The sequence below is a fragment of the Halopolyspora algeriensis genome (assembly GCF_003337235.1).
GTDB classification, from domain to species: domain Bacteria; phylum Actinomycetota; class Actinomycetes; order Mycobacteriales; family Pseudonocardiaceae; genus Haloactinomyces; species Haloactinomyces algeriensis.
On the sequence record NZ_QPJC01000001.1, the window covers coordinates 519164 to 543559 of the forward strand.

The window sequence follows — 24396 nt, forward strand, 5'->3', positions numbered from 1 at the left end:
CACCCACCCCCCGACCTTGGCAGAAGTTACCGCTAGGTAATACCCTCTTGTTACCGACGAGTAAGGGCGTGGTGTCCGATGAGCTGGGCCCGCCCGGAACATCAGCAGAGAGAACCCGCCATGAGCCATTACAAGAGCAATGTCCGCGACCTCGAGTTCAACCTCTTCGAGGTCTTCCAGGTACAGAAGCAGCTGGGCACCGGCGTTTTCGAGCAGTCCGATGAGGACACCGCCCGGGGCGTGCTCACCGAGCTCAACACGCTGGCCACCGGCCCCCTGGCCGAGTCGTTCGAGGAGGGCGACCGCGTTCCGGCCGCGTTCGACCCCCAGACGCACTCGGTGACGCTGCCCGAGTCGTTCAAGAAGTCCTACCAGGCGGTGTGGGACGGCGAGTGGTGGCGGCTCGGGCTGCCCGACGAGCTCGGCGGCTACGGCATCCCGCCGTCGGTGCAGTGGTCCGCAGCCGAGTTGATGCTCGGCGCCAACCCGGCCGTCTTCATGTACATGGCGGGCCCCAACTTCGCCACCATCCTGTGGAACAACGGCACCGAGCAGCAGCGCCGCTGGGCCGAGCTGATGATCGAGCGCGGCTGGGGCGCCACGATGGTGCTCACCGAACCCGACGCCGGTTCCGACGTCGGCGCCGGACGCACCAAGGCGTTCCAACAGGAAGACGGCACCTGGCACCTGGACGGCGTGAAGCGGTTCATCACCTCCGCCGACCAGGACATGACCGAGAACATCATGCACCTGGTGCTGGCCCGCCCCGAGGGACCGGGCATCGAGGACAAGCCCGGCACCAAGGGTCTGAGCCTGTTCCTGGTTCCGAAGTTCCACTTCGACGACTCCACCGGCGAGCCCGGTGAGCGCAACGGTGCCTTCGTCACCAACGTCGAGCACAAGATGGGCCTGAACGCCTCGGCGACCTGCGAGCTGACCTTCGGCCAGCACGGCACTCCCGCCAAGGGCTGGCTGCTCGGCGAGGTGCACGACGGCATCGCCCAGATGTTCCAGGTCATCGAGTACGCGCGGATGATGGTCGGTACCAAGGCCATCGGCACCCTGTCCACCGGCTACCTCAACGCCCTGGACTACGCCAAGGAGCGGGTGCAAAGCGCCGACCTGACACGGGCGGCCGACAAGACCGCGCCGCGGGTGACGATCACCAACCACCCCGACGTGCGACGCATCCTGATGCTGCAGAAGGCCTACTCCGAGGGGCTGCGCGCGGTCTACACCTACACCGCGACGTTCCAGGACGAAATCGCCCAGGGCAAGGCCGACGGCAGCGACGTGTCACTGTCCGAGAAGGTCAACGACCTGCTGCTGCCGATCGTCAAGGGCGTGGGCTCGGAACGCGCCTCCGAGATGCTGACCCTGTCGCTGCAGACCCTCGGCGGCTCCGGTTACCTGCAGGACTACCCGATCGAGCAGTACATCCGGGACGCCAAGATCGACAGCCTGTACGAGGGCACCACGGCGATCCAGGCACAGGACTTCTTCTTCCGCAAGATCGTCAAGGACAACGGTCAGGCACTCGGCCACATCGCCGAGCAGGTGCAGAACTCGCTGTCGGTCGACAGCGCCGACGACCGGTTCAAGGAGACGCGCCGGCTGCTCGGACAGGCACTGGACGACGCCCAGGGCATGCTCGGCTCCATGATCGGCTACGTGACCTCGGCCCAGGAGGAGCTCGACAACGTCTACAAGGTCGGTCAGCACGCCGTCACGCTGCTGATGAGCATGGGTGACCTGCTGATCGGCTGGTTGCTGCTGCGCCAGGCCGAGGTCGCGCTGCAGGCGCTGGACGCGGGAGCCTCAGAGGGCCATGGGATGGCTAAGGACGAGCCCTTCTACCGGGGCAAGGTCGCCGTGGCACAGTTCTTCGCCAAGAACGTGCTGCCCGAGCTGAGCTCGCGCCGCACGATCGTCGAGGCGGCCGACAACAGCCTGATGGAGGTCGACGAGGCCGCGTTCTGATCAGCCGCCACCGGCGGTCCGGACACGAAGGGCGCCCCTTACCGACGGGTTCGGTAAGGGGCGCCCTCTTGTCGTTGGCCGGTCCCACCCCGGATGTCGGGCGAGCGGCGTAGAGCTGCTTTCAGCCACGCAAGCAACCGGCACCGCCGCGGGGTTCTGCCACAGGCACCGCTGCTCGAGCCAACCGGACGAACTGCAATCAGGGCCGGACGAGGACCTTCAGGGACTTCCGATCGGCCATGGCGCGATACCCGTCGGGCACCCCGCTCAGACCGGTCGTGTGGTCGAACACCCGAGACGGGTCGAACCGCCCGGACAGGACATCGGGCATCAGCTCGTCGATGTAGGCCCGCGCCGGGCACACCCCGCCCCGCAGCCCCACATTGCGCATGAACATCGTGCGCACGTCCACACCCTCGCCGTCCTGCGGGACACCGACATAGCCGACGTTGCCGCCACCGCGGGCCAGCCGCAGTGCGGTACTCAACGACTCACCCGTGCCGACGCACTCCAGCACCGAATGAGCACCCTGTCCCTTCGTCAGCTCACGCACCCGCTCGACGGCCTCGTCACCACGTTCGGGCACCACATCGGTCGCACCGTACTCGCGAGCCAGATCGGTGCGTTCGGTGTGCCGACCCATGACGATGATGCGCTCCGCACCGAGCCGGGAGGCGGCGAGGACACCGCTCAACCCCACGGCACCGTCTCCCACGACCGCCACCGTGTGTCCGGGCCGCACCCCGGCCGAGACGGCGGCGTGGTGACCGGTGGGGAAGACATCGGCCAGGGTCAGCAACGCGGGTAGCAGCTTGTCGTCCGGTTCGACCGGGAGTTTGACCAGGGTCCCGTCGGCGAACGGGACACGGACCGCCTCACCCTGGGCCCCGTCCGAACCGGGCTGGCCCCACAGGCCGCCGTGCACGCACGAGGTGTGCAAGGATTCCCGGCAGAATTCGCATTCGCCGTCGGACCAGGTGAACGGGGACACCACGAGATCGCCCGGCTGCACCCCGGTGACCTCGGAACCGGTCTCCTCGACGATGCCGACGAACTCGTGGCCGATGCGCCTGCCTGCCGCATCGTGGTCCATGCTCTTGTACGGCCAGAGATCACTGCCGCAGATACACGTCAGGCTCACCCGCACGAGCGCGTCGGTCGGCTCGCGCAGGACCGGGTCGGGCACCTGCTCCACCCGGACGTCGCCGGCACCGTGGATCACGGTGGCACGCATTGAAGACCACTCCTCTTGCAGTTGACGTTTCCACCCACGCAGGACGCCACGAACGGCGGCGGCATTTCCCGCGACGCGTATGGGAAAGAACACGAGGTCCCGGACGCTCGCCGTGCGCACTCCGGCCCTCGTGAAAGCGGGTGCGAGCCGAACACCCGACGGTGCTCGGCTCGCACCGGCAAAACGGTGCGGGCCGAACCGTTATGGAGTCGGTGGCTGTCCGCACTTCACGATCGGCTGCGGTTCGTAATCGGTCCGCTCGCGCTGCTTGGTCACCTCACCGGTCTTGAGGTTTTTGACCGTCCGGGTGTTGTAGACCGTGAAGCCCTTCTGGCCGCCGGCGGGACTGCACGGCTCTCCCGGCGGAATCGGGACCACCTCCGGAGGCTTGAAATTGCTCTTCGGGCTCGTGTGCGAAGTCACCTCGAACTGCTTGGTACCCCAGAACGTGACGGTGACCGACTGCGGAGTCCACGCGGTCTCGATCAGGATGCCGCTGTCCGAGACGTTCTTGAACTTGACGTCGATGAGGCTGGTGCCGTCCGGCTGCTGGAACACCGTCGCCTCCCGACCCATCGGGTAGCGGCTGATGTAGTAGCTGTGCTCGCGGTGCTCGATGTCCTTCATGCCCGCGAAGTAGGAGGCGTTGAACAGTGTCGTGGCGAACTGGGAGATCCCGCCGCCCACGGCCTTGGCCGGGCGACCGTCTTTGATGATGCCCGAGGCGATGTAGCCCTGCGGCTTCTGCCTGACGCCGGTGTAGCCGTTCAGGCTGAACGTCTCGCCCGGTTTCACGATGGCCCCGTCGACCTCCTCGGCGACCCGCTTGATGTTCACCCCGGAGTCCGGGCTGAAACCTCCGGTGGTGAAGGTGCTGACCTGCTCCTTGATGCCGAGTTGCTTGGCCTCCTCGGTGGTGAGCTTCGCGGGCTGGTCCTCGTAGACCGCCCGCACCTGGCGCCCGTCCTGCTGTCGCAGCACCTTGATCAATGGGGCGAAGCTCTTCTCCCAGTTGACGGTGCGGCCGTGCACCGACGGCTGCACGACCGGCTTGCCGCCTTCGATGACGAAGCTCGCGTCCTTGCCCTGCTTGATGGTCTCCGCCAGCTGCGGCTTCACGGCCTCGACCGCGGTCGGGACGTCGATGTGCGCCTTCAGCCCGCCCTTGCCATCGGGCTCGAAGCGCAGCGAGTCCGCGATCGCCTCGGGGTCGAGCGTGGCCTTCGCGCCGTCTCCGAGCACCGTCACCGGCGCCGACACCGCGGGTACGGCGATTTCGTTCAATGCCCGGTGCACGCCCTCGCTGGTCGTGCTCACCGGCTGACTGGTGGACGGCAACCGCACCGCGCCGGACCCGGTCCACTCGGCCACGATCACATCGAGGGCTCGCTGCATGTCGATCTTCCGCCCGGGTGTCGGCTCCACCGCGACCGGTTCGGTGCCCTCGAACTTGATCGTGCCTTCCTTCGGCTTCCGCTGCAGCTCCGGCTTGACCTCCTGCAACGCCGCCGTGAGCTTGTCCCGGTCGACATTGCTGACCGGGCCGATCTCTCGGGTGGTGAAGAACGAGGTCACCCGGGTGATCGGATTCAGCGGTTGGGAACCGGCCCTGTCCAGGGTCGCTCGCCAGTCCAGCGACAGGCCCACAGCGGCCGGGTCGATCGAGGCTTCGGCGTCACCGGACCGGAGCCGGATCGGCTCGTCGAGGCTCGGACCGAGCTCCGCCCGCAGTCTGCGCTCGGCCGCTGCCTTGTTCAGGCCGCCGATATCGACGCCGGCCACGGTGGTACCGCGCGGCACCAGGCCACTGCTGAATGCCAGATCCCCCAGGTACAGCAGGGCGAGCAGGACCACGGCAATTCCCGCGGCCACACCCGCGCGAAGGAGCCTCGCACGGTTCCGGCCACCTTCGCCGGCGGCACCCTGCTGCCCGTCGGCCGGGCCGGGCGGCGGGACCGCGCCACCTGCCTGCGACATCGACATCGTCCGGCCATCGGCGGTGAAGACCGTGGGACTCTCCGCGGCCGGGTTCCGATACAGCCCCTCGTCCGCGGGGACCGCATGGATGCGTTCGGTGTCGGATTCGGAGAATGCGTCGGTCGGCTCGGCGGGAACCGCCGGAATCCGCTGCGTACGTTCGGAATCCGATTCGGACGGACCCGGCCGGGACGGATCCCGATGCGAGTGAGTCGGCTCCTCGGGACCGGCGAGGCCACCCGAGATGCGAACGGTTCGCTCACCACCGGCCGAGCCACCGCCGGATTCCCGCTTGGACTCCGACGGGCTCGCGGATTCCTGCCCGGGCTCCTCCCCGGAGGACTCGCCATTGCCGTCGCCGGAACCCGCTTGCCGGTCCATCCGTTCGGTGGGTGACCGCACGTGGTCGTCCGATCCCGCACCCACGTGGTCGGGGTATTCGTCGTCTTCCGGCACCGCGTTCCCTTCTCGTCGGTCGTGCGGTGGTGCCGACGGCGAACGGCAGCAGACCGAAGCTCCGGTCGGGAAAGCGTTCGCTGCGCCGGCGTACTCGGCGCACGGCCGGTTTCCGCCGTACGCTGCTGTGGATATCGATTCGGCGGTCCTGCCTATTACAAGTACAGACCCGTTCCTTGCTCGGGGCGCTCCGAGGCCACCGCGTGCAGGTCGCGCTCTCGCAGCACCAAGTACAACTGCCCCTGTACCTCGACCTCGAACTGCTCCTCGGGGTTGAACAGCACCCGATCCCCGACCTGAACGGAGCGGGCATGGTTACCGACCCCGAAGACTTCCCCCCAGACCAGCCGTTTGGCCACCTGGGCGGTCGCGGGGATCACAATACCGCCGCTACTGCGGCGCTCTCCGGAGTCTTCGGAGACCCGCACCATGACCCGGTCATGCAGCATCTGGATCTCAAGCTTGGCATCGGTCACCCGAAAAGTTTACGTGCTGTCGCCGACGGCACCGCCGCACAGGGTCGTCACCTCGGGAACGGCGGTTTGCCTCTCGCTCGACCTCTACGACTCCGGGTGATCCATCCCACCCATCACCAGCGGCAGACGGTCCGCTCCCGCGGCGGTGGCCCGGATCGGCACACCCCAGTCCTGGCGGGTCAGGCGGCAGGCAGGATGTTCGACCTCCGCATCATCGTCGCAGCTGGCAGCCTGCGCGACGACATGCAGAACACCGTCCGCCGCCGCTCCGGACTCTCGTCCCTCGGCCACCACCAGGCGGCGAGTCAGCTCGGTACCCGTACCCGCACCCTCCAGCAACATCCCTTCCGGTGAAGCGCTGACTTCCAGACGGGTGGAAGGACCGTAACGCTCGTCGAGTTTCTGCCCCGGTGGCGGCGTGAACACCACCGCCAGCTCCACTTCGCCCGGTGCTATCTCGGTCGCCGGGCGCGTGACCTGCTGTGCCGCCCCCCGGATGAGCTGCGCGGTCACCCCGGGCGGCACGGGACGTTCCAAGCGGTGTGCCGTCGAGGCGACCACCACCAACTCGCCGTCGAGCACGGTCGCCCCGGACGGTTCGGCGACATCGGTGGCCAGGGTGGAGACCTCACCCGTTCCGGGGTCGTAGCGACGGATCGCGCCGTTGTACGTGTCGCAGACCGCGACCGTGCCGTCCGGGAGCACCTCGACACCGAGCGGGTGCTGCAGCAGCGCCTGATCGGCGGGCCCGTCGGCGTGCCCGAAGTCGAACAGTCCCGTTCCGACGGCGGTGTGCACCTCGAATCCGTGTTCGGCTCCGTGCGGGCAGGCCTCGATCCAGCGCAGCGCCGAGGTCTCCGAGTCCACCAGCCACAACCGCCGCCCACCGTCGGCCAGCCCCGAGGGCTGGGCGAAGAAGGCCTCGGTGGTCTCGCCGTCGCGCAAGCCCTCCACAGTGGTACCCGCGAACCGGCGCACCTCGCCCGCGACCGGATCGAACAGGCCGAGCGTGTGGTTGCCCGCCATGGCGACCACGAGCCCACCCGCGGGCTCCCACCAGCACACGTCCCAAGGGCTGGTGAGGGGGGCCTGCAGTGCGGGCAGGGATTCCTCTCCCGGCTGTGCGGGACCGGACCGCCACTGCTGCCCGGTCCCGGCGACGGTGGTCACCCGACCATCGGCCAGGGACACTCCCCGCAGCAGATGGTTGACGGTGTCGGCCACCACGACGTCGTAGCCGACCTCGGACGCGACCGACTCGGGCAGCAACGCCAGTCCGGCCGGCTCGCTGAACCTCGCCACCTCGGCCCGCCCCTCGGTGAACGGGCCGCCGGCGGACGAGTCGTCGGCGGACGAGTCGTCGGCGGCGGGACCGTCGGTGCTGCCCCGCTCTCCACTGCCGATACGGCGCACCACGGTCTCGCCATCGGCGGCGAACTCGACCAGCGAGTGCTGCGCCGAGTCGGACACCAGCACGGTCCCGCCCTCGAGCCCGATCACCTTGCCGGGAAAGCGCAGCGTGGTCGTGGGGGTCTCCGGCGGGACGTAGGGGCCCTCGCCACGCTGCAGAGTGCCTTTCGCGTCGTGCTCGGCGACCACATCCCCGATGACAGCCCTGAGCGCCTCGGCGTGGCCCTCACCTGCCGCGACATGGACGATGTAGCCCTCGGGGTCCACCACGACCAGCGTCGGCCATGCCTTGACGGCATAGTTCTGCCACGAGGACAGTTGCGGATCGTCGAGGACGGGGTGCCGGACGGCGTAGCGCTCGACGGCCGCCGCCAGGGCATCGGGGTCGGCCTCGTGTTCGAACTTCGGCGAGTGCACACCGACCGTGACCAGCTCGTCGGCGAACTCCTCCTCCAACGGCCGCAGCTCGTCGAGCACGTGCAGGCAGTTGATACAGCAGAAGGACCAGAAGTCCAGCAGGAGGACTCTGCCCCGGAAGTCCTTGATCGAACAGGACTCACCACCGGTGTTCAACCACCGGCGCCCGACGAGTTCGGGCGCACGCACGCGTGCGCGATGACTCTGTTGCGCGGAAGTACCCACACCCGCATCGAACCACTGCGCTGCGGCCGCTGTTCCCGGGCCCGGGGGTGATCCGGACAACCGGTCAGCCCCGGTCAGTCCTGCTCGGAATCGAAGGAGGACTGCTGCTCCTGCTGCACTCGGTGATCACTGAGGTAGAACATGCTCGCCGCCATGATCGGCACCAGCGCACCGAGAATCGTGACCGTGGTTTGCATGGGTGTCTCCCCTTCGCCAATGAAGAGCCGGGTGATCAGGTGACCACCGCGGGTAACCGATATGAGAGCTGCGGGAGCAGCTCTGCTGACACAGAGCTGCTTTGATCGGATTCATCACCGAGACGGTGACGAAGAGACACCTCGACCGACGGCGTGGAGGCCACTCCGGGGGCGAGGACATTTGAATGTTGGCCCGGATTCGAAACGTCGAACCCGGAAAAACATCAAGGAGGTGGAAGGCCCCGCGATGCTGCCAGGTCGGGGGTCCGACAGCATCGCGGAGTCACCCTGTTCATCGTGGGTTGCCACGTGAGCGTTACAACTATGTCTCGATATGACTCAGCTCACAGGAGGAGCGCGCTCACGGCCGCTCTCCGAGGCGTGCCGTCACTCCGCATCAACGGCTTGACCAGGATCGTTCGGCGTACGGGAGCGTCGGGACGTCATGGCGACGGCCCAGTACCGAGCAGGGTGATCCGGGAAGGGCTCGCGGGTGCCCGCCGGATGTCGCGAGCCCTCGTCCTGTGCTCCCGCCGGACCTCAGCGTTCGAGGATGGCGGTCACGCCCTGACCACCGGCGGCACAGATCGAAACCAGCCCACGACCGGAGCTGCGCTCGGCGAGCAGTTTCGCCAGCGTCGCCACGATACGGCCTCCGGTCGCCGCGAACGGGTGTCCGGCAGCCAGCGAGGAACCGTTGACGTTGAGCCGTTCCGGATCGATCCCACCCAGCGGCGTGTCCAGATCGAGGCGGTCCTTGCAGAACTCGGGGTCCTGCCAGGCCTTCAGCGTGGTCAGCACCTGCGAGGCGAAGGCCTCGTGTATTTCGTAGAAGTCGAAGTCGCCGAGACCGGCACCGGCACGGTCGAGCAACTTCGGCACCGCGTAGACCGGCGCCATGAGCAACCCCTCCTCACCGCTGACGTAGTCGACGGCCTCCGAGACGAAGTCGGAGAGGTAGGCCAGCACGGGCAGCCGCCGCTGCTCGGCCCACTCCTCGCTGGCCAGCAGCACGGTGGAGGCACCATCGGACAGCGGAGTGGAATTGCCTGCGGTCATCGTCGCGTTCTCGTCGCGCCCGAAGACCGGCTTGAGCTTGGCGAGCTTGTCCGCCGAACTGTCCGGCCGCATGTTCTGATCACGGGACAATCCCTGGAACGGCGTCACGAGGTCGGAGAAGAAACCCCGGTCGTAGGCAGCGGCAAGGCGCTGGTGACTGCGCGCGGCGAACTCGTCCTGCTCGGCGCGTTCGATCTGCCAGGCGGCAGCGGTCTTCGCCGCGTGCTCGCCCATGGACAACCCCGTGCGCGGCTCGGCGTTCTGCGGGATCTCGGGCACGACGTGCTGCGGCCGTACCCCGGTGAGTGCCTGCAAGCGCCCACCGAGACTCTTGGCGTGGTTGACCTGCAGCAACACGCGACGCAACTCGTCGTTGAGCGCGATGGGGGCGTCACTGGCCGAGTCGACGCCCCCGGCGATACCGGAGTCGATCTGTCCGAGGGCGATCTTGTTGGCCACCGAGATGACCGATTCGAGCCCGGTTCCGCAAGCCATCTGCACGTCGTGGGCGACCGTGCGGGGATCGAGACGGGAGCCGAGGACGGTCTCGCGGGCGAGGTTGAAGTCCCGGCTGTGCTTGAGGACCGCCCCCGCGACGAACTCGCCGACCCGCTCGTTCTGCAGACCGAAACGCGCGATGAGCCCGTCCAGCGCGGCCGTGAGCATGTCCTGATTGGATGCTCGGGTGTAGGGCCCTCCGGAACGCGCGAACGGAATCCGGTTGCCTCCGACGATGGCGACCCGGCGAATGGTTGACATGCCCGACTCCTCGACTGATCTGTGTGCAGGTCCGGCCGGTGCGGCTCGGCTCGTTCCCGGGTCCGCTCCCACACGGGGCCGACCGTCCGACGCAGGTGGCAGTGTGCAGGTCCGAGTCGATGGTCACATCCCCCGACAAGGAGACCCGCACGGATAGTGTGGTCTACCTCGCCAACTTAACCTACCGACGGGTAGCTTATGCGTCGAACTCTCGTCCACGATCCAGGGAGATTCCATGGCCGACCGGTATCAGCAGCTCACCTCGTCCGGACTCGGACGGCAACTCGCCCGGTGGGCCGGGTTGCCGACCCCCACACCCCTGCGGCGCCACCGCACGGGCGACCCCGTCCTCTCGGGAACGGTGCTGGCTGCCGCTGCCGAGAACTCCCGGCTGGGCAAAGCCGTGGCGGGCACGCTCGACGAGCTGCCCGCACAGGTCGCGGAAGCCCCCGACGAGGACACCCGCTATGCGGCACTCGTCTTCGACGCCACCGGCATCACGTCCAGCGACCAGCTCCGGCAGTTGCACGCGTTCTTCTCCCCGTCGGTCCGGCAGGTGGACACCTGCGGCCGGGTGATCGTCCTGGGAACCCCTCCCGAGGACATCACCGATCCCGCCGAGCGGACCGCGCAGCGCGCCCTGGAGGGCTTCGTCCGCACCGTGGGCAAGGAACTCAAGCAGGCGGCAACCGCCCAGCTCGTCTACGTCTCCGCGGGCGCCGAGGACGCCATCGACTCGACACTGCGGTTCCTGCTCTCGCCGAAGTCGGCGTTCGTGTCCGGGCAGGTCATCCGCATCGGGGCAGCCGACGTACCCCACACCGACCGATCCCACCCGCTGCGTGACAGGACCGCGCTGGTCACCGGAGCCTCGCGCGGCATCGGCGAGTCGATCGCCGAAACCCTCGCCCGCGACGGCGCTCACGTGGTCTGCCTGGACATCCCCGCCCAGGGTGAGGACCTGGCGCGCGTGGCCAACCGCATCGGCGGCTCGACCCTGCAGCTCGACATCACCGCCGAGGACGCTCCGCAGCGGATCATGGACCACTTCGCCGAACGCCACGACGGACTCGACGTGGTGGTGCACAACGCCGGAATCACCCGGGACAAGACACTCGCCCGAATGTCCGAGCAGCAGTGGGACTCGGTACTGACGGTGAACCTGGGGGCGCAGGAACGCATCAACGAGGCCCTGCTGGCCGAATCGTCACCGCTGCGCCGGGGCGGAAGGCTGATCGGGGTTGCCTCGATCGCCGGGATCGCGGGCAACGTCGGCCAGGCCAACTACGCGACCTCCAAGGCCGGCGTGATCGGCCATGTCCAGAGCTTCGCTCCCCGCGCGGCCGAGCGTGCAGTGACGATCAACGCCGTCGCACCGGGCTTCATCGAAACATCGATGACCGCCGCGATCCCGCTCGTGGTCCGCGAGGCGGGCAGGCGGATGAACAGCCTGTCCCAGGGCGGCCTGCCGATCGACGTGGCCGAGACCATCGCGTGGTATGCCAACCCCGCCTCGGGGGGAGTGAACGGCAACGTGGTTCGCGTCTGCGGGCAGAGCCTGCTGGGAGCGTGAGATGACGGCGACGGAGCTGAACGAGGCACCGAACCTGGCCGCGCTGTATCTCAAGGCGGTGGCGTCGACGCCCACCCGTCGTGGTGGCAACGAGCTACCGGACACCGAGTACGTGCGCCGGGGCATCACCGTCGACCGGGACCACCTGGCCGAGTACAACCGGGTGTGCGGCTTCGGGATGCGCGACGAGCTGCCCCCGACATATCCGCACATCCTGTCCTTCGGCGCGGCGGTGCGGCTGATGACCGATCCCGGATTCCCGTTCCCGCTGGTCGGTCTGGTGCATGTGGCGAACACGATCACCCAGCGCCGGCCGCTGCTGGTGACCGAGACACTGACCCAGCGGGTTCACCTGGCGAATCTGCGGCCGCACCCCAAGGGCAGGCAGTTCGACATCGTCACCGAGACCGACGCCGACGGTGAGACGGTCTGGACCGAGAGCAGTACCTACCTGCGTCGGGGCAAGCCGGACGAGTCCGCCGCGAAATCCGAGCGGACCGCGACGATCGAGGCAGGCAGTCCCACGGCGACGTGGCGACTTCCGGGCGATCTGGGGCGCCGCTACGCGGCGGTGTCGGGGGATCGCAACCCGATCCATCTGCACCCGCTGACGGCCAAGGCGTTCGGGTTTCCCCGCGCGATCGCGCACGGCATGTGGTCGAAGGCGCGCTGCCTCGCGGTGTTCGAGGGGCGCCTGCCGGAGACCTACACCGCCGAGGTCTCCTTCGCCAAGCCGGTGCTGCTGCCGTCGACGGTCGAGTTCACCGAGCGGGACACCGGGCAGGACAGCTCCGGGCGGGAGAACCACGGGCAGAACAGGGACTTCGCCCTGCACTCCCGCTCCGGCAAACCACACCTGCGCGGATCGGTGCGCTGATTCCGTGGCGAGTGAACGCCAACTTTCACCCGCACAGAAGTGACGAAAGTTGGCGTTCACTCGTATCGAGCGCCGCACCGCAGCGTGACCTATACCGCACCTCCGCACCCTGTGGGACGGAGCGAACGTGCAGGTCAGTTACCCTTTTGGCGTACTGCTGGCCATTCACTGCCGTACGTGGCGCTTGCCACGCGGACGGCAGTGGATCTGCACGGAAACCGGGAGCAGCACCCGTGGCCCGAGTCGTTGTCGACGTCATGCCCAAGCAGGAGATCCTCGACCCGCAGGGACAGGCGGTGGCAGGCGCACTGCCGCGCCTGGGATTCGAGGGAGTTTCCGAAGTTCGCCAGGGAAAGCATTTCGAGCTGGAGGTCGCCGACTCGGTCGACGACGAGACGCTGGCCAAGATCGCCGAGACGATGCTGGCCAACCCCGTGATCGAGGACTGGACCGTGCGCAGGGTCGACTCATGAGCGCCCCCGCCACCGAGAACTCCCGGACTCCCGCCGCCGACGGCGCCAGGATCGGGGTCATCACCTTCCCCGGCTCGCTGGACGACGTGGACGCCCAGCGCGCGGTACGCCGCGTCGGCGCCGAAGCCGTCGCCCTGTGGCACGGTGACCACGACCTGCACGGCGTCGACGCCGTCATCGTGCCCGGCGGATTCTCCTACGGCGACTACCTGCGCTGCGGGGCCATCGCGAAGTTCTCCCCGGTGATGACCGAGCTCGTCGAGGCAGCGGGCAAAGGCCTGCCGGTTCTGGGCATCTGCAACGGCTTCCAGGTGCTCTGCGAAGCCGGACTGCTGCCCGGGGCGCTGACCCGCAACGCCGGGCTGCACTTCGTCTGCCGCGACCAGTGGCTGCAGGTGGAGAACACCACCAGCCTGTGGACCACTCGTTACGAGCCCGGTGCCGAGCTGCTCATCCCGGTCAAGCACGGTGAGGGCTCCTACATGGCCGACAGGGCGACCCTCGACGAGCTCGAAGGCGAGGGCCGGGTGCTGCTGCGCTACGTCGACGGCAACCCCAACGGCTCCGCGCGCGACATCGCGGGCATCACCGACGCGCGCGGCCGGGTGGCCGGCCTGATGCCGCACCCCGAGCACGCGATCGACCCGCTGACCGGCCCGACCGACGACGGTCTCGGCATGTTCCTGTCCGCCCTCGACGCACTGGTGGCAGCGTGAGCAACAATCCGGAAGACCCGCAGGCGCCGGTGGCCGCGAGCGGTTCGGCCGTCGAAGCAGCCACCGACGGCCCCACCGTCGAAACCGGCACCGAGCTGAGCACCGTCCACACCGACGGGTGGGGCCCCGACGGTGCGGGCGTGCCGACGGATTCCGTCGGGCACGCGAGGAACACACCGGAACACACCCAGCCGTACCGCGAACTGGGGCTCAAGGACGACGAGTACGCCCGGATCCGCGAGATCCTCGACAGGAGGCCCACCGAGGCCGAGCTGGCCATGTACTCGGTCATGTGGAGCGAGCACTGCTCGTACAAGTCCTCCAAGGTGCACCTGAAGTACTTCGGGGAGACGACCACACCCGAGATGCGGGCCAAGATGCTGGCCGGGATCGGCGAGAACGCCGGTGTGGTCGACATCGGTGACGGCTGGGCGGTCACGTTCAAGCTGGAAAGCCACAACCACCCGTCCTACGTGGAGCCGCACGAGGGTGCGGCCACCGGTGTCGGCGGAATCGTGCGCGACATCATGGCGATGGGGGCCCGCCCGGTCGCCGTGGCCGACCCGCTGCGCTTCGGCCCGGCCGACGCACCGGACACCGCACGGGTGCTGCCGGGCGTGGTCGGCGGCATCGGCGGCTACGGCAACTGCCTGGGCCTGCCCAACATCGGCGGCGAGGTCGTCTTCGACGAGACCTATGCGAGCAACCCGCTGGTCAACGCGATGTGCGTCGGCGTGCTCAAGTCCGATGACCTGCACCTGGCCCACGCCAGCGGCACCGGCAACAAGCTCGTCCTGTTCGGCGCCCGCACCGGTCTGGACGGCATCGGCGGAGTGTCGGTCCTGGCCTCGGAGACCTTCTCCGGTGACGAGTCGGGTGCGGGACGCACAAAGCTGCCGAGCGTGCAGGTCGGTGATCCGTTCACCGAGAAGGTGCTCATCGAGTGCTGCCTGGAGCTGTACCGCTCCGGGCTGGTCGTGGGTATCCAGGATCTCGGTGGTGCCGGCCTGTCCTGCGCGACCTCCGAGCTCGCCTCCGCCGGGGACGGCGGGATGCGGGTCGACCTCGACGAGGTCCCGCTGCGCGCACCGGGCATGACACCGGCCGAGATCCTGTCCAGCGAGTCGCAGGAGCGCATGTGCGCCGTCGTGCAACCGTCCGACGTGGACGCGTTCATGCAGGTGTGCGAGAAGTGGGACATTACCGCGACCGTCATCGGCGAGGTCACCGACGGCGACAACCTCGAGGTCTATGCCGGGGGTGAACTCGTGGTGGACGTGCCGCCGCGCACGGTCGCCCACGAGGGGCCGGTCTACGAGCGCCCCGTGGCACGTCCCGCCGAGCAGGACCTGATCGCCGAGGACAACCCGAACACCCTGCCCCGGCCCGGTACCCCGGACGAACTGCGGGACACGGTGCTGCGGATGGCGGCCTCGCCGAATCTCGCCTCTCGCGACTGGGTCACCGGCCAGTACGACCGTTACGTGCGAGGCAACACCGTGCTCGCCCAGCCGGCCGACGGCGGAGTGCTGCGGGTGGACGAGGACAGCGGCCGCGGGATCGCCGTGGCCACCGACTGCAACGCCCGCTACACCCGACTCGACCCGTACCGGGGCGCGCAGCTGGCCCTGGCCGAGGCCTACCGCAACGTCGCGGTCACCGGCGCCACTCCACTGGCGGTCACCAACTGCCTGAACTTCGGCTCGCCCGAGGACCCGGGAGTCATGTGGCAGTTCCAGCAGGCCGTGCGCGGCCTCGCCGACGGCTGCGTCGAGCTCGGCATCCCGGTCACCGGCGGCAACGTCAGCTTCTACAACCAGACCGGCGTCAAATCGATCCTGCCCACTCCGGTGGTCGGGATGCTCGGCACGATCGACGATGTCACCCGTCGCATCCCGACCGGGATCGGGGAGGAAGACGGGGAGACGCTGCTGCTGCTCGGCGACACCCGCGAGGAGTTCGGCGGCTCGGAATGGGCCAAGGTCACCCACGATCACCTCGGTGGCACTCCGCCGGAGGTGGACCTGGCACGGGAGAAGCTGCTCGCCGAGGTGCTGCGCGCGGGATCGCGGGACGGCATGGTCTCGGCCGCCCACGACCTGTCCGAGGGCGGTCTGGCGCAGGCGCTGGTCGAGACGGCACTGATCGGGGAGACGGGTGCGCGCGTGGTGCTGCCCGAGGGAGCGGACCCCTTCGTCTGGCTGTTCTCCGAGTCCGCCGGACGGGCACTCGTCGCCGTCCCGCGCAGCGAGGAGCTGCGCTTCACGGAAATGTGCAGCGCGCGAGAGCTGCCGTGCACGAAGATCGGTGTCGTCGACACCGAATCCCGGTCCCTGGAGATCCAGGACGTCGCCGCGATCGCCCTCACCGAGCTTCGCGAGGCCTGGGAAGGCACCCTGCCGCAGCTTTTCGGGTGACCGAGCGGGGCGGGTGGTTCTCACGGCCGCCACCCACCCGCCCTGCCACCGGGAGCGGTCTTGGCGGCGGTGAATCGAGAAAGTCGTGTCACAAACAGACCGGCGAGTATTTTTCACCGCGTCGAATCCTGCCCGGACAAGCCCCGGAACAGATCGCACAACCGGATCGGCGCACCCGTATCGGGTTTGTGTGCTGCCGATTCGGCAGCAGTGGCCCTCTCACTACTCCGGGTGGTGTCCGGAATGGATGTTCGACCTCCGGGTGACCCCGGCCGTATGCTCCGGGGCGTACCTGACGCAGGCGGGCACGACGAGCGGAGGGCGCTGCGAGCATGACCGGCTGGAGAGCGCCTGTGCCGAGCTCGCACGGGGCTGCGGCCGCAAGCGAAGCGGAGCGGCAGCGCTTCGCTTCTGCCTGGGCAGAGGCGCTCATCGGCACGAGTTATGTCCCGATGACCAGCGCCGAGGTCGAACAGCGGCTCCGTCGCCACACGGACGAACTACTCGAATCCCTGCTCAGCGACCCCTTCGACACCACGGCTGCCCGCGATATCGGCGCGGGTCTCGTGACGATGCACTTCACCGGCGCCGAGTCACTCGCCCGCACCATCGAGGCACTCGGCGAAGGTACGTTGCCGCTCCTGCGCATCGAGGAGACCATCGAGTGGCGTAGCAGGGTTTCGTCGATACAGGCGGCTGTCTGCTCCGGGTTCATGCGGGCTGCGCACAAGCGCACGCTCGACGAGCAGGAAGCGATCCGACAAGCGGTACTCGACGCCCGGGATTCCGTGGAGCAGGCACTGCGCACCAGCGAGGCCCGGTTCCGGGCGATCTTCGCCGAAGCCGCCATCGGCATCGGCATCGCCGACACCGAGAGCCGGATCCTGGAAACCAACACCTCCCTGCAGCGCATCGTCGGGCGCGACGACGAGGAACTGCAGTCCATGACGGTCTACGAACTGATGGATCCGGACGACGCCGACGAGGTGTGGCACCAGTACGAGGAACTGGTACGCGGCGAGCGTGAGCAATTCCGGGTGGAAAAGCCGTTCACCCGACCCGACGGCAGCAAGAGGTGGACCGAACTGATCGTGTCCCTGCTGCGCGGAGAGAACAAGCTACCGCTGTACCAGGTCGCGATGATGGAGGACATCACCGACCACAAACTGCTGCAGGAGCGCCTGCGCCACCAGGCCCTGCACGACCCGCTGACCGGCCTGCCGAACCGGTCGCTGTTCCTGCAACGGCTCGAGCGGGCATTGCAGGGAAACACCGGCGACCGCGTCGCGCTGTGTTATCTGGATCTCGATGGATTCAAGACCATCAACGACAGTCTCGGCCATCCCGTGGGCGACGACCTGCTGGAGGTGGTGGCCGAACGCCTCGCGGCCTCGGTGCAGGGTTCCGACCGACTGATCGCCCGCATGGGCGGAGACGAGTTCGTGGTCCTGATCGAGGGGTCGCAGGGCACCGACCAGGCCATCGAGGTGGCCGAGCAGGTACTCGAGTCACTCGTCGAGCCGTTCCGGGTCGCCGGTCAAGAACTGTCGATCATGGGCAGTATCGGCATTGTCGAGCGGTGCATCGACGGCCAGACAGCGGCCGGGCTGCTGCGCGATGCCGATGTGACCCTCTACTGGGCCAAGGCCGATGGCAAGAATCAGTGGGCACTGTTCGACACCGAACGCAACGCAGCCGAGGTCGCGCAGTTCCAGCTCTCGGCGAGGATGCCCGCCGCACTGGAGCACGAGGAGTTCTACGTCGAGTACCAGCCTCTGATCGACCTGCACGAGCAGTCGATGGCCGGCGTGGAGGCACTGGTGCGGTGGTGGCATCCCGAACTCGGCAGGCTCGGACCGGACCGGTTCATCGGCCTGGCCGAGGAGACCGGGTGGATCGTGTCGCTGGGGCGCTGGGTGCTCCGGCGTGCGTGCTGGCAGGCCACGCAGTGGCAGCGTGAGTTCGGCACGGCGGCTCCGTTCGTCAGTGTCAACCTCGCGGTCCGGCAATCCCGTGATCCACGCCTGGTCTCCGATGTGGCCGAGATCCTGGCCGAGACCGGACTGCCTCCGTCGAAGCTGCAGCTCGAACTCACCGAGAGCGCCGTGATGGACACCGCCGACGAACCGCTCGAGGCACTGCACGCTCTCTCGCGGATGGGTGTGCGGATCGCCATCGACGACTTCGGTACCGGCTACTCCAATCTCGCCTACCTGCGACGGCTGCCGGTGCACGAGCTCAAGATCGCGGGGTCGTTCACGGAAGGGCTGCGGGAAGTCGCCGGCACCGATCCGATCAATGCGCGGATCGTGAACACTCTCGTCGATTTGGCGCACACGCTCGGGTTGACGGTCACCGCCGAAGGTGTCGAGACACATGCCCAGGCGCAGTGCCTGACCGATATGGGATGTGAAACCGGGCAAGGCTGGTTCTTCGCCCGTCCCTGCTCGGCCGAGACACTCCGCTCCCTGCTCACATCCGGAACGGACTAGGTACCTCTCGGAAGGTGCGTCGACGAGTACTGCACCGGCTTCGACACCGGCCTCAGTGCGTGAGCTGGCGCTCCGCTCGGGACACGACCGAATGCACCGGGGCATGGCCGTCGCTGGTCACCCACGACACTCTCAGGTTCGGGCGCACCCTCCTACGGCCGATTCGCATCGGTCGACCCGCGAAGTCCCGGACCTGCTCGGCGATCCGGACACCGGTACCGTTCGCGTGTTCGGCGACCACCGTGAACTCGTCACCGCCGTATCGGGCGACCGTGTGCTCGTCGGACATGCCCTGGCGGATCCGCGCCGCGATCATCCCGAGCAGTTCGTCACCCTGGTCGAATCCGTGATCCCGGTTGAACTCCGACAGATGCCGGACATCGACGAGCACCAGCGTCGTCAGCGTTCCCCGATTCCGCGACCGCACCAATGCCTGTTCCAGACGATCGAGCAACAGCGCACGCCCCGGCAACCCGGTCAGCGGATCGAGCAGCCCCCTGCTGTGTGCGATCGCCGAGTCCACCGGTTGCAGCAGCATCAGAACTCTGTCTCGTCCATGCGTGCGCACGGGCTGGTAATCCACCCAGATCCGGCTCGACACCTGCCCGTTCGGCGCGATCACCAGCGGTGTCGACAGGCGCGTTCCCGTGCGAAGGACCTGACCGGCCAGCTCCGCCCAATCGGGAAGCGCCGACCCGGCGTCATCTCGCATGACCCACCCGTCCGGCCGTGATCCCGTCAGCAAATCGGATCTGTCGAGCCGCATCAACTCCGCTGCGGCGTCATTGGTGGCCAGGACCTGACCTCGCTCGTCGGTGAGCAGAAAACCCACTGCCAGGCCGGCGATGAGCTCATCCCAGAATCCTGTGAACTGTGATGGCACAGCAACATCGACAACACTCATTTGGCCCTGTCCTCCCCGCCAGATGGCACAGTGTCATTCGAGCCTCCCCGCCATGCGGTGGGAAATTCAAGGGAACATCGTGCCCACATCAAGGTGATATCTTCTCCATTGCCCATAACAGAGTGTGGCCCCCGCGGTGCTCGCGTCCGCCTCGGCCGACACACCACGGACCGCATTCAGAGCCGACCGGGCGTACCGCTTACTCTGGTCGTCGGCCATCCCTTCCCTCGATGGCCACGGTCGGACATGGAAGGTGAATCGTGGCGTTGACGGAACCTTCTCCGCCCCGAAGCAGCCCGATGCAGAAGATTCGGGAGCATCGCAAGCTACTTTCCGTGATCGGCCTCGCCGAACTGATCGCCGTCATCATGGTCTCCGCGATCAACCCGCATGCCCATATCGACGGCGAGGTCTACCGGCTCGGCGCTCAAACCTGGCTGTCCGGCCAGAATCTCTACCAGGAACTGCCCGCCACCGAGTCCGGCCTGTACCTGCCGTTCATCTATCCGCCGTTCGCGGCGATCGTGTTCACCCCGCTCGCCCTGGTGCCGAAGCCGACGGCGGTCGTGATGATCATGATCATCACACATCTGTCCCTGCTGGGCACGCTCTACGTGGTTCTGAACACCGCACCTTTTCTCGCCGCGCATCGCGACAAGGTGCTGATGGTCGCCGCCGCCGTACTCCCCCTGGCCACGGTCACCGAACCCGTCATCGAAACCTTCACCTACGCCCAGATCAACGTGGTGCTGATGGCTCTGGTCGCCGTCGACTGCCTGTGGCGCACCGGCGGCGACCGCAGACTGCCCTACCCGCGCGGGATGCTCATCGGTGTGGCCGCGGGTATCAAGCTCACCCCGGCGGCGTTCCTGCTGTTCTTCCTCCTGCGCAGGGACTACCGATCGATCGCCACGGCGCTGGCCACCTTTCTGGGCACGGTGCTGATCGGGCTGGTCCTGGCATTCGACTCCGCCACGCGGTTCTGGTCGTATGAGATACTGACCAACGGGGAAGTGTCGTTCGGTCCGCAATTCGAGGGCAACGCGGCCGTCTACGCGGGCAACCAGTCGTTGCGCTCGCTGCTGACCCAGATTCAGATTCCCGAACCGTGGCTGACCGTGGTCTTCGGTCTGCTGGTCTTGATCATGCTGGCGCTGGCCCTGCTCGGTATGAGACACAACCTACGCAGGGACAACCTGCCCATGGCCCTGACCGTCAACGGCATCCTGGCGCTGCTGATCTCACCGATTTCCTGGTCGCATCACTGGGTGTGGGTGGTCCCCGGCCTGGTGCTGCTGCTCGGTGCCGCCATCATGCGGAGCCACTGGCCCCTGGTCGTAGCAGGGACGCTGGTGGCCGAATTCTTCGTGCTCGGCCCGCACTGGACCGTGCCTCAGGGCGACGGCAAGGAACTGACCTGGAACTTCTTCGAACTCCTGATCGGCAACGCCTACGTCTTTTTCGGGGTGGCCTTCCTGCTGTACCACGTCCACGGCTGGTGGCAGGCACGTGGTCCGGCCGCCCCCACACCCATCGACGAATCCGTTGCGGGAAACTCGTCCGTTCCGCCGAGTACAAGCTCGATGACCGCCGAGTAAGCACATACCGCACACGCCCGCGGTGTCCGCCACTGCGGCAGCGGCAGAGCGCTGTGCAAGCCTGCTCGGACGAGCATTCCGGTCGCCGGGCGGAACTTTCGATCTCCCACGAGGCCAAAGCTGCGTTGTGGGCCATATCAGGGAGCGACTGCCGTGAGCACCGGAGCCCCGTCCGAGCGGAGCCTCGGCAGCGGCCGGGTCTCGTCCTGCATGACCGCGATGTCCGGGACGCCCCCGGTGAGGACCGGCAGGGCCATACCCCCGGCAGGCGCGGTGCGCGTGGCCGGGGACGGGCCGAACGGATTGCGGACGACCTGCATTCGCTCGGGCATGGCGGCCACGAGTTCATCGAGCACCGTCACCCGGACATCGGTGAGTTGGGGATCAGTCGAGAAGGCCGGCGACATCGGCTCTTCCGAGAACCCGACCGGCTCTTCCCGGAACCAGTGGCCTTCCAGTGCCCTGGTGATCGCGGTGATGGGCGCGGTGGTCTCGCTCTCCCCGGGAATGTCGAGCTCGCCGAACACCGATGCCGGCGACACCTCGACCTCCGGAAGCTCCGCACCGCCGTGTGCGGCGGCACCGGGAGAGGGGAGGGCCTCGAACGGGACGAGACCGGACAGATTCGGGACCTCGGTGGCCTGCTCCTGCCACAGCCCGGGAATCTCCAGCGAATCGGAGTTCTGCTCCGCCGGTTCCCGCGTGTCCGGTGTGCTCGACAGCGCCGCGCTGAGCAGGGAATGCGGTACCGTCAGCAGTTCCGCACCGCCACCCAGCCTGCCGGATGTCAGCTCCACGTCCCGGGCAGGAACCACGGCCGGGGACGACAACCGACCGGGTAACTTCATCCGGCCGAGCGTGTCCTCCCACAGGGCCACGATGCTCCCGGGCTGCCGTATCCCCTCGACGACGGTGGGGTCGCCGCTGGGAACGACGAGAGCTGCGCTCGTGCCCGTACTCGCCGGACTTCCGACAGTGGCGCCGCTGCTCGTACCGCGACCGTTCGTGACGACATTGCCGATGGAACCGGACCAGCTCAGCGAGCGATGGAAACCCTCGGAGGGAGTTCCCGACACTGCTTCCCTCGCATGCCGGCCACGCGTGTCGTTGTGCGGCAGGATGCCCAGTGCCGCGCAGGGATGTCCCGAAGCAGGTGTGAGCTCTCCGGCTCGAGCATCACCGGACTGCGGGGAGTCGGTGATCCACCCGGCCAGTGTCAACGGATGACCGATCCGGGCGAACGGCCGGGTGGTCGAGAGGGAATCGTCCACGGATTCCGGAGGGATCCAAACTTGTTCTGCCGTGCTCACCGGGCCGGTTTGCCCGGTGCCATACGTGCGCCCGGCCTCGTGGGCCGGCTCGGTTCGGAGGGTCGGTCCGGCTCGACGGGACACGTTCCTGTCGGAGCGTTCGGAACGGGCCGCATGTTTGGGCTGGTTGGTGATGTGGGGGAGTTCGCGGGTGCGGGCGTCCTCGATCGCAGGCAGCAGATCACGAAGCGGGTCGATGGTGCCGCTCAGCGCAGTCACGGTCTGCTGTGCGGGCTTGCCGAAGCCCCGGGACGGCAGCGACCGGTTTTCGTCGGGGAGCAGTTCGCCCGCGAAGCAGTGGCCGCTACGGCCGGGTGCGGCCCTGTCGAGGGCACCGGGTTCGGGAGCCGTCCCTTCGGAGATCGAGCGGTCGGAGCAATTCGCGGTCGCCGAGGCGGCTCCGTGACCGGTAGCGGGCATGCCACCGGCCATCGATCCGGTCTGGACTCCGCGCTTCGCCCAAGTCTGCATGGAACTCTCCTTTGCGTGGTTTCCACCGTCGAAGGGGAAAACATGAGCCGTGCTTGTGGTCTGCTGCTTGCGGCGGGGGGGGAGGAGCCGGTCGAGACCGATTGCTGCCGGCCTCCGGTGGCGAGGACTCCACAGGCATCGCCCTACCTCGCAGACCTGCATCCTGTCGGTTCTTCCCGTGCCGAGCTGCCGGAGGCATGCGGTGGCCGGGGACGAAACCGGATCGCAGCTACCGGGCAATCCGCCGCCGAGAGAGCGGAATCAGTCGGGTGTGATGCCCGGTTGGGGGCGTGTTCCCCTTTCCAGGGCGAGTGCGCTCCGAGCGAGAGCACTGCTCGACAGCGGGGTGGAGAGCGAAGAGCCGTCCGAACGGCCGGGGAGGAGACCGATGTGCGCGTGCCCGTCCGTGGTGCCACCGCTGTTGCCCACGGCGGGGACAACCGCTGCCATCGGTTGCATGGGAACCGGACCGGGACCCGGAGGTACGTCGGGAGCTCCGCGGCTGCCCGGTGCGGACCACGCCGAATCGGCGTGGAAGGCTGCTCCCGCCTCGGCGGATGCGGAGTGTTCCTCGATCTTCGGGGTGGACGACACGGGTCCGGTGGGGGACGTCACCGCGAAATCCCGCGGAGGTGCGGACACCTCGTCTTCGGCGCCCGCGTCGTCATCGTCCCCACCGTGCGACGAGTCCGGCGTGTTCCGGTCTTCCGGGGGTGGTGCGGACGTCCCCGGAAGGAGAGACCGCAGGGGCCGTTCCAGAGCGTCCAGGCTCCGGTCGATCGCCCCGGGCAGTGACTCGTGGCCCCCTTCTCCGGCAAGGACCTCGTCGGCAGCTCGCCGCACCGGTGTCAGAACCCGGTCGGCACTGTGCACTGTGTCCCGGACGGCACCGGCCACCGGGGCGAGCACGCCACAGGACTCCCCACGCCCCTGCGCTGCGGGCTCGTCCGAAGTGGGACCGTCCGGTATGGACCGTGTGGAATCGTCCGACACGGACCGGTCCGTGTCCGGTGCCGCGGAGCCGAGGCCGGAGGAAACAAGCGTCACCGCTTTCCCGAGTCCCTCACCGACGGGGGGATCGCTTTCCGGGGCGGCTCGCTTCTCCTCCGAGGACACCGGGGAGGCACAGTCAGGGGCATCCGAGGGGTCACTGTCCGCCGCGGCCGCGACTCCGGTGCAGAGCAACCACGCGATCGAGGTTCCCGCCACCGTCGTACCCGTGAAAACCAGAGCACGGTTCAGCACCCGCCGTACGCGGGTACCTTCCGAACACTGATCGGCTCCGGACATGGCGGGGGCGAAACCTCCGGGCAGTCGGCTTGTTCTGCTTCGGGAGCCCCACCGCCCCCAAAGGGCGGCCGGGTCACCGAGGGGC

General features: G+C 67.9%; 17 protein-coding genes. 8 read left to right on the forward strand and 9 right to left on the reverse strand.

Annotation, left to right across the window (positions count from 1 at the left end; genetic code table 11):
• Window positions 1–120: 120 nt before the first annotated feature.
• Window positions 121–1980, forward strand: a complete 1860-nt coding sequence (locus DFQ14_RS02580; protein ID WP_114451347.1) for an acyl-CoA dehydrogenase — start codon at window positions 121–123, stop codon at window positions 1978–1980.
• A gap of 199 nt (window positions 1981–2179) precedes the next feature.
• Here the strand turns inward: DFQ14_RS02580 and DFQ14_RS02585 are convergent, their stop codons facing one another.
• From DFQ14_RS02585 to DFQ14_RS02605, 6 genes are all read right to left on the reverse strand, one after another.
• The gene (locus DFQ14_RS02585; RefSeq protein WP_114451348.1) at window positions 2180–3214 is read right to left on the reverse strand and encodes a zinc-dependent alcohol dehydrogenase family protein; all 1035 of its coding nucleotides are present in this window, start codon (window positions 3212–3214) and stop codon (window positions 2180–2182) included.
• Between the two features lie 201 nt (window positions 3215–3415).
• Complete coding sequence (locus DFQ14_RS02590) at window positions 3416–5647, reverse strand: VanW family protein (RefSeq protein WP_246195758.1); 2232 nt, start codon at window positions 5645–5647, stop codon at window positions 3416–3418.
• A gap of 155 nt (window positions 5648–5802) precedes the next feature.
• A complete protein-coding gene (locus tag DFQ14_RS02595; RefSeq protein ID WP_114451349.1) occupies window positions 5803–6123 on the reverse strand; it encodes a GroES family chaperonin in 321 nt (106 codons plus the stop codon).
• An 84-nt stretch (window positions 6124–6207) separates the two neighbouring features.
• Entirely contained in the window at window positions 6208–8139 is a 1932-nt protein-coding gene (locus DFQ14_RS02600) for an NHL domain-containing thioredoxin family protein (RefSeq protein ID WP_179951470.1), read from the reverse strand.
• Window positions 8140–8249: 110 nt separating this feature from the next.
• The gene (locus DFQ14_RS22150; RefSeq protein ID WP_257233555.1) at window positions 8250–8372 is read right to left on the reverse strand and encodes a hypothetical protein; all 123 of its coding nucleotides are present in this window, start codon (window positions 8370–8372) and stop codon (window positions 8250–8252) included.
• Window positions 8373–8912: 540 nt separating this feature from the next.
• The gene (locus DFQ14_RS02605) at window positions 8913–10190 is read right to left on the reverse strand and encodes an acetyl-CoA C-acetyltransferase (RefSeq protein ID WP_114451351.1); all 1278 of its coding nucleotides are present in this window, start codon (window positions 10188–10190) and stop codon (window positions 8913–8915) included.
• Between the two features lie 235 nt (window positions 10191–10425).
• Between DFQ14_RS02605 and DFQ14_RS02610 the strand changes: the two genes are divergently transcribed.
• From DFQ14_RS02610 to DFQ14_RS02635, 6 genes are all read left to right on the forward strand, one after another.
• On the forward strand, window positions 10426–11763 hold the full coding sequence (locus DFQ14_RS02610) for a 3-oxoacyl-ACP reductase (protein ID WP_114451352.1): 1338 nt from the start codon (window positions 10426–10428) through the stop codon (window positions 11761–11763).
• A gap of 1 nt (window position 11764) precedes the next feature.
• Window positions 11765–12640 (forward strand): MaoC/PaaZ C-terminal domain-containing protein, encoded by an 876-nt coding sequence (locus tag DFQ14_RS02615; RefSeq protein ID WP_114451353.1) that lies wholly within the window; start codon window positions 11765–11767, stop codon window positions 12638–12640.
• Between the two features lie 233 nt (window positions 12641–12873).
• Window positions 12874–13113 carry a phosphoribosylformylglycinamidine synthase subunit PurS gene (gene purS / locus DFQ14_RS02620; RefSeq protein WP_114451354.1) on the forward strand — a complete coding sequence of 80 codons (240 nt, stop codon included), beginning with the start codon at window positions 12874–12876 and terminating at the stop codon, window positions 13111–13113.
• Window positions 13110–13829 carry a phosphoribosylformylglycinamidine synthase subunit PurQ gene (purQ, locus tag DFQ14_RS02625; RefSeq protein ID WP_114451355.1) on the forward strand — a complete coding sequence of 240 codons (720 nt, stop codon included), beginning with the start codon at window positions 13110–13112 and terminating at the stop codon, window positions 13827–13829. Before purS ends, purQ begins: the two co-directional genes overlap by 4 nt.
• A 140-nt stretch (window positions 13830–13969) precedes the next feature.
• Window positions 13970–16246, forward strand: a complete 2277-nt coding sequence (gene purL, locus DFQ14_RS02630; protein WP_114451572.1) for a phosphoribosylformylglycinamidine synthase subunit PurL — start codon at window positions 13970–13972, stop codon at window positions 16244–16246.
• 452 nt (window positions 16247–16698) lie between these two features.
• Window positions 16699–18738, forward strand: a complete 2040-nt coding sequence (locus DFQ14_RS02635; RefSeq protein ID WP_246195759.1) for a putative bifunctional diguanylate cyclase/phosphodiesterase — start codon at window positions 16699–16701, stop codon at window positions 18736–18738.
• Between the two features lie 52 nt (window positions 18739–18790).
• On the opposite strand, the gene DFQ14_RS02640 is transcribed toward DFQ14_RS02635, so the two are convergent.
• A complete protein-coding gene (locus DFQ14_RS02640) occupies window positions 18791–19642 on the reverse strand; it encodes a GGDEF domain-containing protein (RefSeq protein WP_114451356.1) in 852 nt (283 codons plus the stop codon).
• Between the two features lie 299 nt (window positions 19643–19941).
• On the opposite strand from DFQ14_RS02640, the gene DFQ14_RS02645 reads away from it, so the two are divergent.
• A complete protein-coding gene (locus tag DFQ14_RS02645) occupies window positions 19942–21240 on the forward strand; it encodes a glycosyltransferase 87 family protein (protein ID WP_114451357.1) in 1299 nt (432 codons plus the stop codon).
• 137 nt (window positions 21241–21377) lie between these two features.
• On the opposite strand, the gene DFQ14_RS02650 is transcribed toward DFQ14_RS02645, so the two are convergent.
• The gene (locus DFQ14_RS02650) at window positions 21378–23021 is read right to left on the reverse strand and encodes a hypothetical protein (protein WP_114451358.1); all 1644 of its coding nucleotides are present in this window, start codon (window positions 23019–23021) and stop codon (window positions 21378–21380) included.
• Between the two features lie 261 nt (window positions 23022–23282).
• Window positions 23283–24311, reverse strand: coding sequence for a hypothetical protein (locus DFQ14_RS02655; RefSeq protein WP_114451359.1), 1029 nt, complete (start codon window positions 24309–24311; stop codon window positions 23283–23285).
• Window positions 24312–24396: the final 85 nt, after the last annotated feature.

Excerpts from the sequence above, each read along its gene's own strand:
- DFQ14_RS02580 (WP_114451347.1), top strand. The coding sequence starts at position 121 with ATGAGCCATTACAAGAGCAATGTCCGCGACCTCGAGTTCAACCTCTTC.
- DFQ14_RS02585 (WP_114451348.1), bottom strand. The coding sequence starts at position 3,214 with ATGCGTGCCACCGTGATCCACGGTGCCGGCGACGTCCGGGTGGAGCAG.
- DFQ14_RS22150 (WP_257233555.1), bottom strand. The coding sequence starts at position 8,372 with ATGCAAACCACGGTCACGATTCTCGGTGCGCTGGTGCCGATCATGGCG.
- DFQ14_RS02605 (WP_114451351.1), bottom strand. The coding sequence starts at position 10,190 with ATGTCAACCATTCGCCGGGTCGCCATCGTCGGAGGCAACCGGATTCCG.
- DFQ14_RS02610 (WP_114451352.1), top strand. The coding sequence starts at position 10,426 with ATGGCCGACCGGTATCAGCAGCTCACCTCGTCCGGACTCGGACGGCAA.
- DFQ14_RS02615 (WP_114451353.1), top strand. The coding sequence starts at position 11,765 with ATGACGGCGACGGAGCTGAACGAGGCACCGAACCTGGCCGCGCTGTAT.
- purQ (WP_114451355.1), top strand. The coding sequence starts at position 13,110 with ATGAGCGCCCCCGCCACCGAGAACTCCCGGACTCCCGCCGCCGACGGC.
- DFQ14_RS02635 (WP_246195759.1), top strand. The coding sequence starts at position 16,699 with ATGACCAGCGCCGAGGTCGAACAGCGGCTCCGTCGCCACACGGACGAA.
- DFQ14_RS02640 (WP_114451356.1), bottom strand. The coding sequence starts at position 19,642 with ATGAGTGTTGTCGATGTTGCTGTGCCATCACAGTTCACAGGATTCTGG.
- DFQ14_RS02645 (WP_114451357.1), top strand. The coding sequence starts at position 19,942 with ATGCAGAAGATTCGGGAGCATCGCAAGCTACTTTCCGTGATCGGCCTC.
- DFQ14_RS02650 (WP_114451358.1), bottom strand. The coding sequence starts at position 23,021 with ATGCAGACTTGGGCGAAGCGCGGAGTCCAGACCGGATCGATGGCCGGT.
- DFQ14_RS02655 (WP_114451359.1), bottom strand. The coding sequence starts at position 24,311 with ATGTCCGGAGCCGATCAGTGTTCGGAAGGTACCCGCGTACGGCGGGTG.